17 protein-coding genes are annotated in these 16,399 nt (G+C 37.6%); 8 read left to right on the top strand and 9 right to left on the bottom strand.

The genetic code is table 11. The annotated features are described in order from the left end of the window. Positions 1-222 precede the first annotated feature (222 nt). From ABXH34_RS12560 to ABXH34_RS12545, 4 genes are all read left to right on the top strand, one after another. Positions 223-2,988, top strand: a complete 2,766-nt coding sequence (locus ABXH34_RS12560) for an ATP-binding protein (protein ID WP_353572232.1) — start codon at positions 223-225, stop codon at positions 2,986-2,988. A 121-nt stretch (positions 2,989-3,109) separates the two neighbouring features. Next, positions 3,110-3,568 (top strand): hypothetical protein, encoded by a 459-nt coding sequence (locus tag ABXH34_RS12555; protein ID WP_353572231.1) that lies wholly within the window; start codon positions 3,110-3,112, stop codon positions 3,566-3,568. 8 nt (positions 3,569-3,576) lie between these two features. Further along, positions 3,577-3,975 (top strand): OsmC family protein, encoded by a 399-nt coding sequence (locus ABXH34_RS12550; RefSeq protein WP_353572230.1) that lies wholly within the window; start codon positions 3,577-3,579, stop codon positions 3,973-3,975. A 254-nt stretch (positions 3,976-4,229) separates the two neighbouring features. Beyond that, positions 4,230-5,642 (top strand): PilT/PilU family type 4a pilus ATPase, encoded by a 1,413-nt coding sequence (locus tag ABXH34_RS12545; protein ID WP_353572229.1) that lies wholly within the window; start codon positions 4,230-4,232, stop codon positions 5,640-5,642. A gap of 101 nt (positions 5,643-5,743) precedes the next feature. Here ABXH34_RS12545 and ubiH read toward each other — a convergent pair whose 3' ends face one another. The 7 genes from ubiH to ABXH34_RS12510 all read right to left on the bottom strand — a co-directional run bounded on the left by ubiH (position 5,744) and on the right by ABXH34_RS12510 (position 9,515). Then, positions 5,744-6,952, bottom strand: a complete 1,209-nt coding sequence (gene ubiH, locus ABXH34_RS12540; RefSeq protein WP_353572228.1) for a 2-octaprenyl-6-methoxyphenyl hydroxylase — start codon at positions 6,950-6,952, stop codon at positions 5,744-5,746. A gap of 44 nt (positions 6,953-6,996) precedes the next feature. Then, positions 6,997-7,443: a molybdenum cofactor biosynthesis protein MoaE gene (locus ABXH34_RS12535; RefSeq protein WP_353572227.1), complete on the bottom strand. Its 447-nt coding sequence runs from the start codon at positions 7,441-7,443 to the stop codon at positions 6,997-6,999. A 5-nt stretch (positions 7,444-7,448) separates the two neighbouring features. Then, positions 7,449-7,682 carry a molybdopterin converting factor subunit 1 gene (gene moaD, locus ABXH34_RS12530; RefSeq protein WP_353572226.1) on the bottom strand — a complete coding sequence of 78 codons (234 nt, stop codon included), beginning with the start codon at positions 7,680-7,682 and terminating at the stop codon, positions 7,449-7,451. 24 nt (positions 7,683-7,706) lie between these two features. After that, complete coding sequence (locus tag ABXH34_RS12525; protein WP_353572225.1) at positions 7,707-8,447, bottom strand: HesA/MoeB/ThiF family protein; 741 nt, start codon at positions 8,445-8,447, stop codon at positions 7,707-7,709. Between the two features lie 204 nt (positions 8,448-8,651). After that, positions 8,652-8,885 carry a hypothetical protein gene (locus ABXH34_RS12520; RefSeq protein ID WP_353572224.1) on the bottom strand — a complete coding sequence of 78 codons (234 nt, stop codon included), beginning with the start codon at positions 8,883-8,885 and terminating at the stop codon, positions 8,652-8,654. A 68-nt stretch (positions 8,886-8,953) separates the two neighbouring features. Next, a complete protein-coding gene (locus ABXH34_RS12515) occupies positions 8,954-9,145 on the bottom strand; it encodes a hypothetical protein (RefSeq protein ID WP_353572223.1) in 192 nt (63 codons plus the stop codon). Beyond that, positions 9,126-9,515: a hypothetical protein gene (locus ABXH34_RS12510; protein ID WP_353572222.1), complete on the bottom strand. Its 390-nt coding sequence runs from the start codon at positions 9,513-9,515 to the stop codon at positions 9,126-9,128. Before ABXH34_RS12510 ends, ABXH34_RS12515 begins: the two co-directional genes overlap by 20 nt. 397 nt (positions 9,516-9,912) lie before the next feature. Between ABXH34_RS12510 and glgA the strand changes: the two genes are divergently transcribed. From glgA to ABXH34_RS12495, 3 genes are all read left to right on the top strand, one after another. Next, positions 9,913-11,394 (top strand): glycogen synthase GlgA, encoded by a 1,482-nt coding sequence (gene glgA, locus ABXH34_RS12505; protein WP_353572221.1) that lies wholly within the window; start codon positions 9,913-9,915, stop codon positions 11,392-11,394. Between the two features lie 588 nt (positions 11,395-11,982). Continuing rightward, positions 11,983-12,144 carry a hypothetical protein gene (locus tag ABXH34_RS12500; RefSeq protein WP_353572220.1) on the top strand — a complete coding sequence of 54 codons (162 nt, stop codon included), beginning with the start codon at positions 11,983-11,985 and terminating at the stop codon, positions 12,142-12,144. 385 nt (positions 12,145-12,529) lie between these two features. Continuing rightward, positions 12,530-15,058 carry a molybdopterin-containing oxidoreductase family protein gene (locus ABXH34_RS12495; RefSeq protein WP_353572219.1) on the top strand — a complete coding sequence of 843 codons (2,529 nt, stop codon included), beginning with the start codon at positions 12,530-12,532 and terminating at the stop codon, positions 15,056-15,058. Positions 15,059-15,299: 241 nt separating this feature from the next. Here the strand turns inward: ABXH34_RS12495 and ABXH34_RS12490 are convergent, their stop codons facing one another. Further along, positions 15,300-15,536: a hypothetical protein gene (locus tag ABXH34_RS12490; protein ID WP_353572218.1), complete on the bottom strand. Its 237-nt coding sequence runs from the start codon at positions 15,534-15,536 to the stop codon at positions 15,300-15,302. A 255-nt stretch (positions 15,537-15,791) separates the two neighbouring features. On the opposite strand from ABXH34_RS12490, the gene ABXH34_RS12485 reads away from it, so the two are divergent. Then, positions 15,792-16,130 (top strand): helix-turn-helix domain-containing protein, encoded by a 339-nt coding sequence (locus ABXH34_RS12485; protein WP_353572217.1) that lies wholly within the window; start codon positions 15,792-15,794, stop codon positions 16,128-16,130. Between the two features lie 49 nt (positions 16,131-16,179). Here ABXH34_RS12485 and ABXH34_RS12480 read toward each other — a convergent pair. Next, positions 16,180-16,399 (bottom strand): hypothetical protein (locus ABXH34_RS12480; RefSeq protein WP_353572216.1); only part of this gene is annotated, 220 nt, incomplete at its 5' end.

Raw genomic sequence — 16,399 nt, 5'->3', positions numbered from 1 at the left:
GTGATAAGGTTATCGCAGGACTTAAGGTTGATGTTAAACCTGGTAATGCTATGCCTCTTAAGAGTATTCCTGTTGGAACAATCATACATAATAATATAATTAGAGATAGCACTATATTTAAATGTTAATCTTTTGATTTTATAGAATATTAATGTAAAAATCGCGCGCTATCTCACACCTTAAAATAAATTATGTATGAGCTTTATTTTTAGAGGGTAAAAAATGAGGCAACATATTAAATTAACTAATTTTTTCTTTCTTCTATTCTCAGCTAAAACATTTTTACTGCTGCTTATTATCTTTTTATCTTTTTTGATTATCCAAAATAAGAAATTTCTAGTAGCAAGCACGGAATCTCGTTATACATCTTATACACTAGCAAATGAGTTATTAAACAGCTCTGATGATTTAACCCGCTTGGTTAGAACCTATGTTGTGACAGGTGAGCCGCGTTATGAGCAACAATTTTGGGGTTTATTAGCCATTCGTAATGGTGAGAAACCACGACCTCAACACTATCATTCGATTTATTGGGATTTTATGGCGGTAGGTATTGAGCAATTTCCTGCTGGACAAATGGTTTCCTTAAAACAATTGATGAAACAGTCAAATATTACAGAACAAGAATTTAATTTATTACACCAAGCACAACTCAATTCTGACAATCTTACTCAATTAGAAAATATTGCAATGCACGCGGTTAAAGGTCAGTTTCTGGATCGAAATGGGGCATTTTCAATTAAAGGAGAGCCTGATTTTAACTTGGCAAAAAAACTGGTTTATGGTGAAGAATATCACCAAGCTAAACTGGCGATAATGGAACCTATTTATAAATTTTTCAAAGTATTAGAGCAACGTACTGCATCTGAAGTCAACGCTTATCAAACCAAAGACTATCAGTATTTTTATAGCTTGGTGGCTTTAATATTCATTTTACTGGCTTCAACTCTATTGTCTTATTTTGGCATTATTAGATTAAAACGCTCTGAAGAAGAACTGCGCTGGAAACAAGAGTTTTTACGTTTAGTTATGGATAATATTCCACAGCTTATTTTTTGGAAGGACGTGGACTCTGAGTATTTAGGCTGTAATAAGGCTTTAGCTAAAATTGCGGGCATTTCTAATCCTGAAGAAATTGTGGGTAAACATGATAGTGATTTAGTCTGGTATGAATATTCTGAAGACTTCGTGTCTGGCGATCAAGATGTGATGAAAAATGATAAGCCCTGTTTGAATGTGATTGAGCAAGTCAAACAAGTTGATGGGCAAACTTTATGGGTAGAAACTAACAAAATCCCATTGCATGATGTTAAAGGTAGAGTCATTGGGATATTGGGTACAGTTGCTGATATTACGATGCACAAAAAAGCAGAGGAAGTGCTAGGAGAATATAATCAGCGTCTAAAAGAAGAAGTGGCTGCTCAAACCGAAGAATTAACGGCACAATCTGAAGAACTGATGGCAATGAATGAGGAGTTACAAACTCAATCAGATGAAATTATCGAAAAGAATCAATATTTAGAACTTGAAATTAACCAACGTAAAGCAGCAGAAACTCAACTACAACAGGCAAAACAAACCGCTGATACAGCCAATCAGGCAAAAAGCACATTCTTAGCCAATATGAGTCATGAGTTACGTACTCCTCTAAATGGCATTCTTGGCTATACGCAGATTTTAAACCGAGATCACTCACTTAATCCAAAGCAAAAAGAAGGGATTCAAGTCATTCAACGCAGCGGCGAATACTTATTGACCTTGATTAACGATATTTTAGATTTAGCCAAAATCGAAGCTAATCGTATTGAATTATATCCTTCCAGTTTTCATTTTGAGGGGTTTTTGCTTAGTATTGTCGACTTATTCAAAATGCGGGCAGAACAAAAAGGTATCTTGTTTACTTATGAAAAACTTACCCAATTACCTATGGGCGTTTATGCTGATGAAACCCGTTTACGCCAAGTGCTGATTAACTTGCTTGGCAATGCAATTAAGTTTACCAATAAGGGGCAGGTAACATTTAAGGTCGGTTACGATAATCAACAAACTCGTTTTCAAATTGAAGATACGGGGACAGGTATTGCCCAAACAGATATTGAGCATATTTTCCAACCTTTCCAACAAACGGGTGACAATCATTATAAAGCAGAAGGCACAGGCTTAGGACTGGCCATTACGCAACGTATTGTACACATGATGGAAGGTAATATTCAGGTTAAGAGTGAACTGGGTAAGGGGAGTTGTTTTTGGATTGCATTAGATTTAGCTGAAGCTGATGACATGGCACAACAAGACAATATCAGCCATACCGATACCATTATTGGTTATCAAGAACAACGTAAGACTTTGTTAATTGTTGATTATATGCAAGAAAATCGTGCAGTATTATTAGACTTACTCTCACCACTAGGTTTTAATCTGATTCAAGCAACAGACGGACAACAAGGTTTAGAAATCGCTTTAGAGCAGCAGCCTGATATAATTTTAACCGACATTGTAATGCCAAACTTGACTGGGCTTAAAATGGTACAAAAATTAAGGCAGCAACCCCAATTCTGCAATGTGCCGATGATTGCGATTAGTGCCAGCGTGTTTGAACATAATCAGCAACAAAGCTTAGAAGCAGGCTGTAATGCTTTCATCCCTAAACCGTTTAAAGTGGATGAATTATTAAATACATTACAACAATGTTTAAACTTAACTTGGCAATACGAATCAGTGGATACAGATGCGATTAATTTATTATCTCAGACACCTGCTGAAGAACTCATTCCACTGGATCAGATTCAGCTTTCTTCCTCTCAGGCAGCGGCATTACATAATTTAGCAATGCAAGGTGATATTGCAGGTGTGCTTCAATATACCCAAGAATTAGTGGAACTCGATAATAAATTATTAAGTTTTGCGCGGAAAATTGAACAATTGGCGCGCTTATTTGAAGATGAGCAAATTTGTGAAATGGTTGAACCATTTTTAGACCCATCTTAAAGCCTGATCTGCTGTGTTTAGGACTATTGATTACTCGATAGTCCTCATGTCATTTTTCAATCTCATACTGTACAATCTTGGGTTGAGGTCTTTATTGACAGTATCTAAACCGTAAAACAATATGAAACTTTATCAATTCATTTTTTATTTATGCTCTGTGACTGTATTGTTGTGTTGTTCTCCACAAAAAGTAGAGCAAAGCACTGATGCGAGTAAAGATAATTTACAAAAACAGCAAGCGGCTCAAAGCCAAAGCCCGATTAAACCTAATCAGCAACAAGTTCCAATTAAAGCATTAAATATTATGGTCTTGTCTGAATTCCCTGTACAAGTTAATGTTGCGGTGGTTGTAGAGTTTAAAGATAACTGTACCAACGTAAATGATATTTATCAAAATCAGCGTGGTGATGTTTTTTTAATAGAAATGTTGGAAACGCGCCAAAAACAACCGCAATGCAAAACCCAAACGATTTTGAGTGAATATATTATTCCCTTGGATGTCAAAAACTTGAGTTCAGGTCACTATACCGTGTACGTCAATCAGAAACGCGGGCATTTTGAATTATTGGTAGACAATTAGGAGCACACATGGATATTAAAGTGGATTTTGGTCAAGGTGCACAAGTGAATGCACATTTTGAGGGTTTTACTATAGCCACTGACCAGCCTGAAAAACTGGGTGGCTTCAATACTGCGCCAGCCCCCTATGATTATTTTTTAGCCAGTTTAGCGACCTGTGCAGGCTTTTTTGTAAACCGATTCTGTCAAAAGCGCGAGATTGCAATGGATGGTATTTCTATCAATATGAGCGATACCAGAAACGAAAAAAACCATTTAGTTGAACATATTGAGATTGAAATTGTGTTGCCAGCAAGCTTTCCTGAAAAATATCGTTCAGCGTTGATTCGTGCCACAAATGAATGCAGTGTGAAAAAGACTCTACAAAACCCGCCTAATATTGAAACAATAACCACGATTATTGACTAGCACATCGTTTTAGCATCATTAAGAATGCTCAAGTAAGCAGTCCTAAAGCTAAGTAATCTGTTTTTGATAAACAATAATGTATTTTTTCAAATAAAAGCCTGAATTTTATAGAAAAAAATCACATGTGACTCAGATTACTTACAGTTCATAACAACATTTTGTATAACTCCTATCTCATAAGCCTTTCATTACTCATTTAGCCTGTTATTAGTGGTACAATTTTAACTACTTTGTTGTGGCACAGGTAGCGCATTATGGACTTAACTCCTTATTTAAAATTGATGGTAGAGAAAAAAGGTGAAGAACTGAAATTAGAAGCAGGTTCTCCTGTTCAAGTCAAAATGGGTAAACAATATAAACCTGTCGGAAAAAATACATTAACAGGAGAAATGACTAAAGCAGCGGCCTATGGATTAATGTCTGATGAACAGAAAAAACGATTTGCAAAAGATAAGAAATTACAACTAGATACAAATAATCCACATGGCGATTTTAGTGTTGATGTGTCTGTGCAGAAAAAAGCGGTTTACCTCAGTATTACAATTCAAGTCGCTGAGGAACAAGAAGAGGCTAAAGCAGATGAAGAAGAGGATATTCTGCTTGATAGCACTGATTTATTAGATTACTTACGTTTGATTATTAAGCTCGATGGTTCGGATTTATTTTTAACCTCAGGCTCTAAAATTAAAGCGAAAATTTCAGGCAAGGCAATACCTTTAAGTAACTTTGTTGCAGACTCAGATATTACACGTAAATGTGCTTTTTCAATTATGACAGATGAGCAGATTGAGCAGTTTGAAAAAACTAAAGATTTAGATTTCGCGATTTCAATGCCTGATAATAGTGGACGTTTCCGTGCCAATGCCTTTTTCCAACGCCGTACCATTGGTATGGTGATGCGTTTGATTCCTTCAGAAATTCCTAATGCAAAAGCCATGGGTTTGCCTGATATATTATTAGAATTAATTATGGCTAAGCGCGGATTATTATTGATGGTTGGGGGTACAGGTTCTGGTAAATCAACCACTTTAGCCGCAATGATCGATCATCGAAATGCCAACTCACCGGGACATATTTTAACCATTGAAGACCCCGTTGAATTTTCGCACCCCAATCAAATGTCGATTATTAATCAGCGTGAAGTCGGTGTTGATACCGCCTCTTATGCTGCTGCGATTAAAGCCTCATTACGGGAAGCCCCCGACGTTATTTTGATTGGTGAAATTCGAACCGAGGAAACCATGGAGGCGGCGTTAGAATTGGCAAATACAGGTCACTTATGTATTTCAACCATGCACGCTAACACAGCCAACCAAGCACTTGATCGCTGTATCAACATGTTCCCAACTGAAAAGCATAAGCAATTATTCATGGATATGTCCGCCAATGTAAACGCGGTTATTTCTCAACGCTTGATTCCTGACGTGCGGGGCAAACGCTGTGCTGCCATCGAAATTATGATTAATACGCCACATATTGCAGGTTTGATTCTAAAAGGGCAATTATCGGATGTTAAAGAGGCGATGCAATCCAGTGGTACAAAAGGTATGAAATCGTTTGATGATGCCTTATATGATTTGTATAAAGGAGGCAAAATCAGTATGGAAGAGGCCTTGAAAAATGCAGACTCCCGTAATGACTTAGAGGGTAAAATTAACTTTGGTTAAGACCGTTTGAGCCAATGAATTGAGGGAATAATAAATGGTTGCTGTGCGCTGTTAAATGATATGGACTGCTCGCTCTCAGAGGAGTGTCAGTCCTAAAAACCTTACGTCATTTTACGTCCACGCGCCAAACGGGAAGGATAACTATTTAAGCCTGTCATCTGCCGCATCAGATATTTTTTCACAGGTGGCAACGCATCGAGGCTCAATAATCCAAGATTTCGAGCAGCGGCCAATGGCATAAAGTTATTTGAGAACACTTGCACCAAACCATCGGTTAACCATGTTACAGCTTTTTGGTCTTCAGTTTGATAGCTCTCATACGTTTGCAACACACTACCTAAGCCTACATCAAGTTGCCCATGTTCCCATGCTTTATTAATCACTTCAGCTAAACTAGCCACATCACGTAAACCTAAATTAAAGCCTTGGCCTGCCACAGGATGTAAGGTGTGTGCCGCATTGCCCATGATGATCGTACGTTGTGTGGTTAAGTGTTCTGAATAACTTAAACTGAGTGGAAAAGCAAAGCGAGGTTCACTGGCAATAAAACGGCCTGCTCGCCAACCAAATTGCTGTTGAATCGTATGTAAAAATCCAGCTTCATCTAATTGCTGAATTGAATCCACTGTTTCATGTTTAACCGTCCAAACAAGGGAATATTGTTTCTCAGCAATTGGCAATAATGCAATAGGCCCTGTATCAGTAAAGCGTTCATAAGCAATATTTTGATGCGGTTTATCAACGCTGATATTGGTGACAATTGCCGTTTGGTCGTAATTTTGGCTATGAATTGGGATATTAAGCTGTTGGCAAATTTGAGAGTTCGCGCCATCAGCCGCAATCAATAAACGAGTGGATAAGCTGTGAATGTGTTCTTGTTGTTGATATTCAACAGTCACGCTGTCATCTTGGGTCGTGATTTGTATCACTTGTGCAGGTGCGATCATATTTGTTGAATCTAAACCCACGTTTAAACCCTTGCCAATGTGCTTAGCGCGTACCACATAACCCAATGCAGGCAAATTTAATAAATCATGTGGTAAACGGGCGATACCAAAATGGCCACGATTAGAGACGTGAATATGTTTAATTGGTTCAGCATCAGGTGCAATTTTTTGCCAAATATCCATGCCTTCAAAAATACGTCGTGACACGTAATTGAGCGCAATAATTCGATTATCATTTTCTGCGGGAATGGTTTGGGGTTTGGCTTCGATAATAGCAATTTTTAACGGTAAATGACGTAAACAGGCAGCTAAACTTGCGCCAACTAAACCACCTCCAACAACCACTATATCAAATTTATCCATTGTCCATCATTCCTAAAATACGAAAGTTTAAAACCTTATTTTGTTTATGCTTCACCAGATGTATTAGCAGCAACCCAACGTTTATCACCATTTTTGAGAGTTTCATGTTTCCAAAACGGGGCATGATGTTTGAGTTCTTCGATTAAATAGCGGCTGGCTTCATACGCTGTACCACGATGTGCTGCCCATGCAGCGACAAGCACAATATTATCTTGTGGGAGAATTTCGCCGACGCGGTGAATAATGAGTGTATCGACAAGTTCCCATTGATACATCGCTGTTTGACTGATTTTGCGTAAATAGTTTTCTGTCATTGGTGAATAGTGTTCTAAAAACATGGCTTGCACGTCATCACCTTCATTAAAATCACGCATTGTGCCGACAAAAGTTGTCACAGCACCCCATTGTAAGGCTTGCGAACACAACTGGTGCTCATAATTTTGAATTTGTTCCCATGCGTTAAATGGTTCTGTTGTGACAACGACTTTCATCAAGCTTAACCTCCAGTAACAGGTGGGAAAAAGGCGACTTCATCGCCATCATGCAAAACCGTAGAAGGTTCAACATATTCCATATTCACAGCCATCAGTACATGAGAAGGCAACGGGAGTTCATTGCAGGCTTGCGACCAAGCTTGTGCAACAGTCAGTGGTGCATTTGCACTCAGTTGCACTGAACCCATCCCCACTTTTTCACGTAAACTAGCAAAAAATTTCACGGTGACAGTCATTACCCACACCTCCAATCATCTGAGCTATTTGTTTACGCACACAGGACACTGATTATCTTTAGCTAGTGTCACGGTACGCCATTGCATGGTAAAACCATCAAATAGCATTAGTTTACCACACAGATTATTGCCTATGTTTAAGAGTATTTTGATAGTCTCGATTGCTTGCAGGCTGCCAATCACTCCAACCAAAGGCGATATAACTCCAGACTCACTGCAACTTTCCTGCTCAGTTTCCATATCAGGATATAGACAATGGTAGCAGGGGCTGTCAGTTTGTGCTGGTAAAAAGCTGCTGAGCTGGCCTTGGAAGCGTAGCGCTGCACCTGAAATCAGTGGGATTTTGTGTTGTTGGCTCAGTATATTCAATGTGAAACGTGTCGAAAAATTATCACTACAGTCGATAATGGCATCAATACTGGTGAGGTCTTGGCTAATATGTTCTATTTTATCTTGATAGGTCGTGATTTCCACTTCTGGATTGAGTGCGTTTAGTGTTTGTTGTGCGGAAATAACTTTAGGGATGCCGATTCGATCAGTGGTATGAATGATTTGGCGTTGTAGATTCGAGAGTTCTACCGTATCGTGATCCACTAAAACCAGATGTCCAACACCACAAGCAGCTAAGTACATCGCAACAGGTGAGCCTAAACCACCCATGCCAACAATCAGCAGTTTTGAATCTAGTAATTTTTGTTGTCCATCAAAATCTACTTGCGGTAGTAAAATTTGGCGGCTATAGCGCAGTAGTTGCTCGTCGTTCAAAGTAGGTTGCCTTTTATCAATGAATCGTTATCGATTGTAAAAACAATTGCAAATTTGGCATGAGTAAAGGAATGGATTGGTTTTGATGTTGGCGGTAGACAATGAAATCTTTGTCAAAAGTAAGAATTTGTTTTATCCAATCATGTCTATTATCTCGTTCACTGAGAAGTGCTAGTAACGCACCTATATCAATAATAACTGGCATTATTTATTACCATAACCAGCTAAATAGGCCTTATTTGTAGACAAATCTGTTGGAGCATCTTTTACATTGCCCACTATATTATGGCGTTGAGCCAATTCGAGGCAAGATAATGATGGCTTTTTTGGTTTTTCTTCTAAAATCGTTACTATAACTCGCGCAGATGCAATTTGAGGTTGTTCACCAAACCACTTTAATTGATTATTTTCATACAAGGCTTCATAACTTTTAAGCATGATTCAATTTTCTTATTTAGTTTTAATTATTGATGAGAAGATGTTCAATTTCAATATTTTGATACAACTCAAGTTTGCATAAAATTTTCAGGCATAGTTGCTAGTAATTCAAATGCAACTGATAAATTTTGAGGTTTAATAGGCTCTGCTTTTTTTTCAAGTACAACGATATTTACGTCTTGGTTTACCCATTCATTAGGAAGTTGCAGTTTTAAATAACTTTGTTTATCAATATGAGACTCAAATTGTATGCTGTGCATTATATTTTTCCTCTAATTTATCAATCTTCTTGAGCTTAATCTCTTCAATTCGTTTCAAATTATGAGTAATCTGGCGAGTATAAGTTTCATAGCCTTCCTTTTCAGCTATTAACTTCACTTCTGGGCAGGTATTTTCATCATGGGTCATTGTGGCACGATAAAAGCCATCTGAATCCAAATAACCAGAAAAATGCTTCTGATTATAAATATAGGTCACTTTTGCATTTGATAATACTTTATTTTCACTATCCTTAACCCATACGGCATAGGTACAATTTAATTTTTCTGGTGTTGGATACACTAAATAAGTAATCACAATAGCCACAATCAATATAATAAATAATTCCATACCATTTATATCTTTCATCATATAAACCTAGAACTTGAAAGCTATCTGCATTCTCTCAAATTTAAATCAAAATGGCGAATTATCAATAAAGGGTGATTACTCAAGATGTTCCAAATTTTTGCAATCATATTACTGATTCATTAAGTTCTAAATTAGGATTGAGTCACTGCAAACCTTTCATAGTTCCCATTTAGGCAACTTGGGTGAGCCTTAATAAAGAAGAATTGCTTCTCTGAATTTAGAAAACTGTTATATACTGAAATGACACAAATAATGAGCCTTAGGATCAATACAAAATAACAAGAAGGTTTTATGGAATGTTCTGCAAGCTATAAATAGTCTGTCATCCTAGAATCTGAGATTATGATTATTTTTCCATTGTAAAAGGCTGTTTACACTGAATGAGGAGAGAAGGGTGATGGCACAATTGCGTGTATTATTCGCAACTTCAGAAGCATATCCTGTGATTAAGACAGGTGGACTCGCTGATATTAGCCATGCTTTACCTTATACGTTGCAGTCCTTGGGGGTGGATGCACGTATTTTGTTACCTGGGTATAAAACGGTGATTGAGCAATTACGCTTAAAACCGTTGAAAGAAAATTTACAACTATTTGATTGTTTACCACCAATACGAATTTTAGAAGGCATGATGCTAGGTGGGGATATTCCTGTTTATGTCATTGATTGTCCCATGTTATATCACAGAGATGGTGGGCCTTATCAAGATGAAGAAGGAGAGGATTGGCAGGATAATCATTTACGTTTTGGCTTATTATCCAAAGTCGCCGCTTTATTTGGCGAGCATCTATTTAATTTCACACCCAATATTATCCATTGCAATGATTGGCAAACAGGGCTTGCTCCTGCTTATTTACATTTCAGCAAGTATGCCAAAGCCAAAACCATGATGAGTGTGCATAATCTTGCACATCAAGGTGTATTCGGTGCGGAAGCCGTAGATTTGTTGCATTTACCAAAAGAAAGTTTCAGTATGTATGGACTGGAATATTATGGATTGATGTCATTTTTAAAAGCAGGTTTATATTATTCAGATTGGATTACGACGGTCAGTCCAACTTATGCCCGAGAAATTCAAACCCCTAATTATGGTTATGGCTTATATGATTTACTCAATAATAACCAACATCGTTTGACAGGGATTTTGAATGGCATCAATGAGCAAGAATGGAATCCTGAAACCGATACTCATCTCATCAGCAACTATACTCATACTAACTTTTCCTCCAAAGCTAAAAATACCCGTGCTTTGCGCCAACGTTTAGGTTTAGAAAGTCCAAAACAAACCCCCTTGATTGGTATGATTACCCGCTTAACCCATCAGAAAGGTATAGATTTAGTTGTACCCATTATTCCGCATATTATCAATGAGGGCGCTCAATTGGTTTTATTGGGCAGTGGTGATAAAGATTTAGAAGAGCGTCTGCAAATTTTAGCGGATGAATATGTGGGATATTTAAGTGTGAATTTTGGCTATGATGAAGAATTAGCTCATCAAATTGAATCAAGTGCTGATATTTTTCTCATGCCTTCACGGTTTGAGCCCTGTGGTTTAAATCAAATGTATAGTATGCGTTATGGTACTGTGCCAATTGTGCGCAATACAGGTGGACTAGCAGATACTGTCGTGGATATTACGCCACGCCATTTGGATACAGGAACCGCAACAGGGTTTATATTTGAACGTGAAGATGCGTATGAATTATTGCGTTGTGTGCAGCAAGCATTAGTGACTTATCGGGATAAAGCGACTTGGCGACAATTGCGCACCAATGGAATGCTCAAAGATTTTAGTTGGCAGCATAGCGCACAAAGTTATATTGAATTATATGAGAATTTGATTCAGCAGGAGCAAGAACAAGAAATTTTACTGAACTAAAGTTCTATTGAGTAGTTCAAATAGATTGGGCTGCTCTTTATGAAAAATCTCAGGCTAAAACCTCAGCCATCAATGACAGAATATTCCCACCTTGAATCATATAGTCAATTTCGGTTTGTATGTTAGGACTGGCAGTCCTTTTATACTTTAAATATCAATCGATTTTTGAAATCTAGGACTGCCAGTCCGTATCACTTTAAAATAAAACGACTATATTTCCTATTTTTATCAATAGTAAACATTAATACTATTTTTTATAAACTCAGATTTTTATTTTTATACCAGTTGCTAGACAAGCTGTTTTCTCTAAAATTATTAAAATTAAGTTGCTGAGCAATATTTTTTATTGTTTTTGTGATGCTGATAGATATTGATAGATATTAATTAGATAGTTATACTGAACAAGCAATTAACTTAGTAAGGATAACTGACCATGCGAAGTACTTACTGTATCTATTTTAATGCCACAGTTCCAAGTCTGCCTGAAGATATAAAAGATAGCGACAGAAATAGAAAAATAGAGATACAGAAAAAAATAAAGTCAAGCAGAAGCCTATTCCTTAAAAAGCAACATTGTGGAGAATAATAATGTCAGACCAAGACTCTAACCTTATTCACGAAGGTGAAGAAGCTCCGATTCCTTTAAGTACTAGTCCTAAAAACCCTCATACTGGTGGCAGTAATACCAATCAAGAGAATCCAGATGGTAATTCCAACGATCCTACTGAACTAGTAGAACCTCCAAGATAATATTAAGATGGGGCGGACACTTGTCTGTCTCATTATTCCAAATTCCACTCAATTATCCCTCACATGCCAATTTGACAGATTCCAATTTCAGTCTAAAAATACCATAAATAACAAGGCCTAATTATAGTTTCATATTTATTTATGTTTAAAAAGAAATCAACAAATCAAAAATAACTGCCAAAATGGCAGATAATTTATTTAACATTACAAATATAAAAACATAAAAAACCTTAAAATTCAAACTGATAGTTTAAATTCATTTGAATGGTCTACGAATTGCTGACAGTAACCATTACATGGTAATAACCTCTGTAGGTCATCATTGAAATGTTAAGGTCTCTAGCTGCACGAGTTAGAGACCTTTTTTAACGTATGGAGCCAGGGAATGGATATAAAAGAACTACAAACACATTTAAACCTAAACCGCCGTAATTTCCTCAAAACCACCGCACTGACCTCAACTGCCCTATCTGCTGGTCTAATTTCAAGCAAAACTCAAGCCTATGCGTATGAGCCTTATCCAAAAGATGATGAATTAGAAACCATTGTCACCAGTTGTGCTCATAACTGCGGTTCACGTCACGCGTTGATTGCACATAAAAAAAATGATGTGATTGTGCGCTTATCAACCGATGATGGACGTTACCAAAAAGGTGGCGAATACGGCAAAGATACTGAAGAAGAACCACAATTACGTGCCTGTTTGCGCGGGCGTTCCTATCGACATCGGATTTATTCCCAAGAACGTTTGTTATACCCCATGATGCGCGTCGGAGCGCGTGGTGAAGGTAAATTTCGTCGTGCCAGTTGGGAAGAAGCCCTCAGTTTTGTCGCAGAAAAAATGGAATATATCAAAGCCACTTATGGCAATACCGCATTATTAGACCAAAGTTATGCAGGCGCGTCATGGGGTGTGTTGCATAAATCAGATCAAATTGAAGGATTGTTGGGACGGTTTTTAGGCATGTTTGGCTGTCGTACTAATTCATGGTCTGTGCCTTCTTATCAAGCGACCACTTTTAGCTCGCGTATGACTTTTGGCACAATTCACGATGGCAATGAAGATGATACCTTTGCCCATTCCAAACTGATTATCATGTGGGGCTGGAATCCTGCCTATACTTTCCATGGCGGCAACACCTTTTATTACATGCGCTTAGCCAAACAACGTGGCTGTAAATTCGTTATTATTGATCCACAACATACTGATTCTGCATCCAGTTATGATGCGTGGTGGATTCCGATTCGACCCAATACCGATGCAGCGATGATGGCGGGAATGGCACATTATATTTTTGCGAATAATTTGCAAGATCAAGATTTTATTAACAAATTCGTGCAAGGCATGGACGCATCAACAATGCCAGATTGGGCGAGCGATCAAGAAAATTTCAAAGATTACATTTTAGGTAAATCAGACGGACAGCCTAAAACCCCTGAATGGGCAGCGGAAATCTGTGGTGTCTCTGCTGAAGATATTAAGAAATTAGCCGATATGTATGCGACCACCAAGCCTGCGGCGTTAAAAGCCTCTTGGGCACCGGGGCGTAATGCATATGGCGAACAATACAATCGGATGGCAGCGGCATTGCAAGCGATGACGGGCAATATCGGGGTTATCGGTGGTTGTGCTGAAGGCGTGGGCAAAGGTTGGCACGCGGAATCGGTCGCCTATCCTTATGATGAAAATAAAAACATTTGGTATCAATCGATTAAATCGGATCGTTGGGCGCATTGTGTGCTGAATTATCCCAATGTGAAGCGCGAAGATATTGGCTTATGGCCGCGCAGTGATGATACCGATGGGCAAATTCCTAATATTAAGGGGATTTTCTGGCAAGGCTCAGATTGGTTCAATCAACTGACTAATATTAATAAAGAAATCCAAGCGATTCACAAATTAGACTTAGTGGTTTGTATGGATTCGACGATTACGCCATCGGGTTTATGGTCAGATGTGCTATTCCCTGTTTCAACTCATTTTGAACGCCATGATGTGGCATTGCCTTGGTATAAAGGACATTATTACATTCATCGTCCCAAAGTCATTGAACCAATGGGCGAAAGTAAAACGGATTTACAAATTTTCACAGAGCTTGCATATCGTCTTGGATTTGGTGAAAAATATAATCCCAAAGCTGAACGTAATTACTTTTTTGACAATGATGCAGTGGATGAGAAATTTCTCAAAGATTGGTGGGAAAATAAAGTTATGCACCATCAACATGTTGAGATGCCTTGGGAAGAGTTTAAGAAAACTGGGATTTACAAATTTAAGTTAGATCGCCCACACGTTGCGTTTCAGGATAATGTGGAAAAAGGTGTGCCGTGGAGTACGCCATCTGGCAAAATTGAGATTTTCTCGTCTAAATTGGCAAAATACACCGATTGGACGAAAACCTCTTATGGTCATTATATTCCTGCAATTCCAAAATGGATTGAGCCATGGGAATATCTTGGCAGCGAGAAAACCAAAAAGCATCCATTCCATTTAATCAGCCCGCATCCACGTTGGCGTACTCATTCGATCTTCAATAATATTGCGATTTTGCGTGAAACTTATGAGCAAGAAGTCACGATGAATGCCAGTGATGCAATGAAATTAGGTTTAAAAACAGGTGATACAGTTGAGGTTTACAATGATCGTGGCAAAGTGGTTGTACCAGTGTATGTGACTCAGCGTTGTATGCCCGGAGTGGCAGTATTGCATGAGGGTGTTTGGATGGATTTAGATGAAAACGGGGTTGATAGAGCAGGTAATCCTGACTTTTTAACCGATGATAATCCAAGTCCAGCGGGTGCTTTTGCTTATAATACGGTGTTGGTGAATATTCAAAAAACCTGTTTAGAACATCGTCCGGGGTGGGATAGATTGGCGACTTCTCGCAGTCATGTGTTTAGACGGGATAATTAATTTTACTCATTGTTCCCATGCTTCTGTGCGTGGGAATATTTAATCCAGATATTGCCCAAATAGCTCGTTACCAAAGTCTCTTTGGGGATACCTGTCTATCAAGCTCTGCTTGATGTATTAATATCCTTGAAGCAGAGCTTCGTACATACATTCCTGAGCTTAGGAGTAAGCTATCAACCTACCGTGCCATACTAAGATGAACTGTATTTATTTTGGCAGAACGGGGGAAAGTTGACACTCTTTATAATTCATCTCTTTTGTTTTGAATCAATGGAATGATATTACGGAGTTCTCCTTTCAAACCATCAACCAACATTTCAATAGCAGTCAAGCGGTTTTCTGCTGCTTTTAAACAATCAGGATTTTCACTTAAATACAAATCACTTAATGTTTCATCTATAAACTCAATAATATTTTGCTGTTTCCAAAGAGAATTATTAATGATTTCCCAATAAGCTGGTTTAGAAGCATTTTGCATGGTTATTCTCTTCTTAAAAATTATTTAGCTACTGACTATGCTTTTAGTATCCATTCAGCATGTATAATTGTTTCTTTTATTAGTGTGAACTATGTTGTCTTAGTGCATTTTATTAATGTCTTAATAGATTAGAAATATTGCCTCTTGCTTTATCTTAAATTTTTACTGCTTACTCTGCCTTATTACAACTTACACATAATCATATATAAAATAACTCTACATGTAAATATATTTTACATAAAAAATGGAAAATAAATGCTTACGATTGGCGAACGGTTAATTAAAGAACGGAAAAGATTAAAAATGAATCAAGCCCAAATAGCTGAGATTGGCAAGGTTACAAGACCTACTCAGTCTAGTTATGAAAATAATCAAACTAAGCCAGATGCTGACTATTTAGCTCTTATAGCAAAAGCGGGTGTAGATATTAATTACGTCCTTATAGGGAGTTCTAAAAAAATAAATCCTAATGATTATAAGGATGATTTTTTAGAGGCTATGGAATTAAAACTTGATGAATGCCAAAAGGATATGCATAAGTTTGAAACCCGTATACAAACCATGCAACAGGCTTTATCTGAAATAAAAAAATAAAAAATGACAGAAAAAACGGGCGAAGTATCTATGAACATGTTTTAGTTCGTTACCAAATTTTATTTGGTAATGCCTGCCTATCAAGCTCTGCTTGATGTATTAATATCCTCGAAGCAGAGCTTCTTGTGCATACACTCCCAAGCTGAGCTTGGGAGTAAGCTAAAGAAAAATGGTAGTCATGCAAAATATAGTGCCAATCATTATGAGTTAATTTAATGAATTGATAATGAATGATATAAAAACATATTTTACAGAATAGTAATTCTATG

The sequence above is a fragment of the Candidatus Albibeggiatoa sp. nov. BB20 genome (genome assembly GCA_016744725.1).
Lineage (GTDB): Bacteria > Pseudomonadota > Gammaproteobacteria > Beggiatoales > Beggiatoaceae > Albibeggiatoa.
Note: the sequence above shows the minus strand (reverse complement) of the source record. Positions and strands in the feature narration are given on the sequence as shown.

Excerpts from the sequence above, each read along its gene's own strand:
- ABXH34_RS12555 (WP_353572231.1), top strand. The coding sequence starts at position 3,110 with ATGAAACTTTATCAATTCATTTTTTATTTATGCTCTGTGACTGTATTG.
- ABXH34_RS12495 (WP_353572219.1), top strand. The coding sequence starts at position 12,530 with ATGGATATAAAAGAACTACAAACACATTTAAACCTAAACCGCCGTAAT.
- ABXH34_RS12520 (WP_353572224.1), bottom strand. The coding sequence starts at position 8,885 with ATGCTTAAAAGTTATGAAGCCTTGTATGAAAATAATCAATTAAAGTGG.
- moaD (WP_353572226.1), bottom strand. The coding sequence starts at position 7,682 with ATGACTGTCACCGTGAAATTTTTTGCTAGTTTACGTGAAAAAGTGGGG.
- ABXH34_RS12560 (WP_353572232.1), top strand. The coding sequence starts at position 223 with ATGAGGCAACATATTAAATTAACTAATTTTTTCTTTCTTCTATTCTCA.
- ubiH (WP_353572228.1), bottom strand. The coding sequence starts at position 6,952 with ATGGATAAATTTGATATAGTGGTTGTTGGAGGTGGTTTAGTTGGCGCA.
- ABXH34_RS12490 (WP_353572218.1), bottom strand. The coding sequence starts at position 15,536 with ATGCAAAATGCTTCTAAACCAGCTTATTGGGAAATCATTAATAATTCT.
- ABXH34_RS12510 (WP_353572222.1), bottom strand. The coding sequence starts at position 9,515 with ATGATGAAAGATATAAATGGTATGGAATTATTTATTATATTGATTGTG.
- ABXH34_RS12550 (WP_353572230.1), top strand. The coding sequence starts at position 3,577 with ATGGATATTAAAGTGGATTTTGGTCAAGGTGCACAAGTGAATGCACAT.
- ABXH34_RS12485 (WP_353572217.1), top strand. The coding sequence starts at position 15,792 with ATGCTTACGATTGGCGAACGGTTAATTAAAGAACGGAAAAGATTAAAA.
- glgA (WP_353572221.1), top strand. The coding sequence starts at position 9,913 with ATGGCACAATTGCGTGTATTATTCGCAACTTCAGAAGCATATCCTGTG.
- ABXH34_RS12535 (WP_353572227.1), bottom strand. The coding sequence starts at position 7,443 with ATGAAAGTCGTTGTCACAACAGAACCATTTAACGCATGGGAACAAATT.
- ABXH34_RS12500 (WP_353572220.1), top strand. The coding sequence starts at position 11,983 with ATGTCAGACCAAGACTCTAACCTTATTCACGAAGGTGAAGAAGCTCCG.
- ABXH34_RS12545 (WP_353572229.1), top strand. The coding sequence starts at position 4,230 with ATGGACTTAACTCCTTATTTAAAATTGATGGTAGAGAAAAAAGGTGAA.
- ABXH34_RS12515 (WP_353572223.1), bottom strand. The coding sequence starts at position 9,145 with ATGCACAGCATACAATTTGAGTCTCATATTGATAAACAAAGTTATTTA.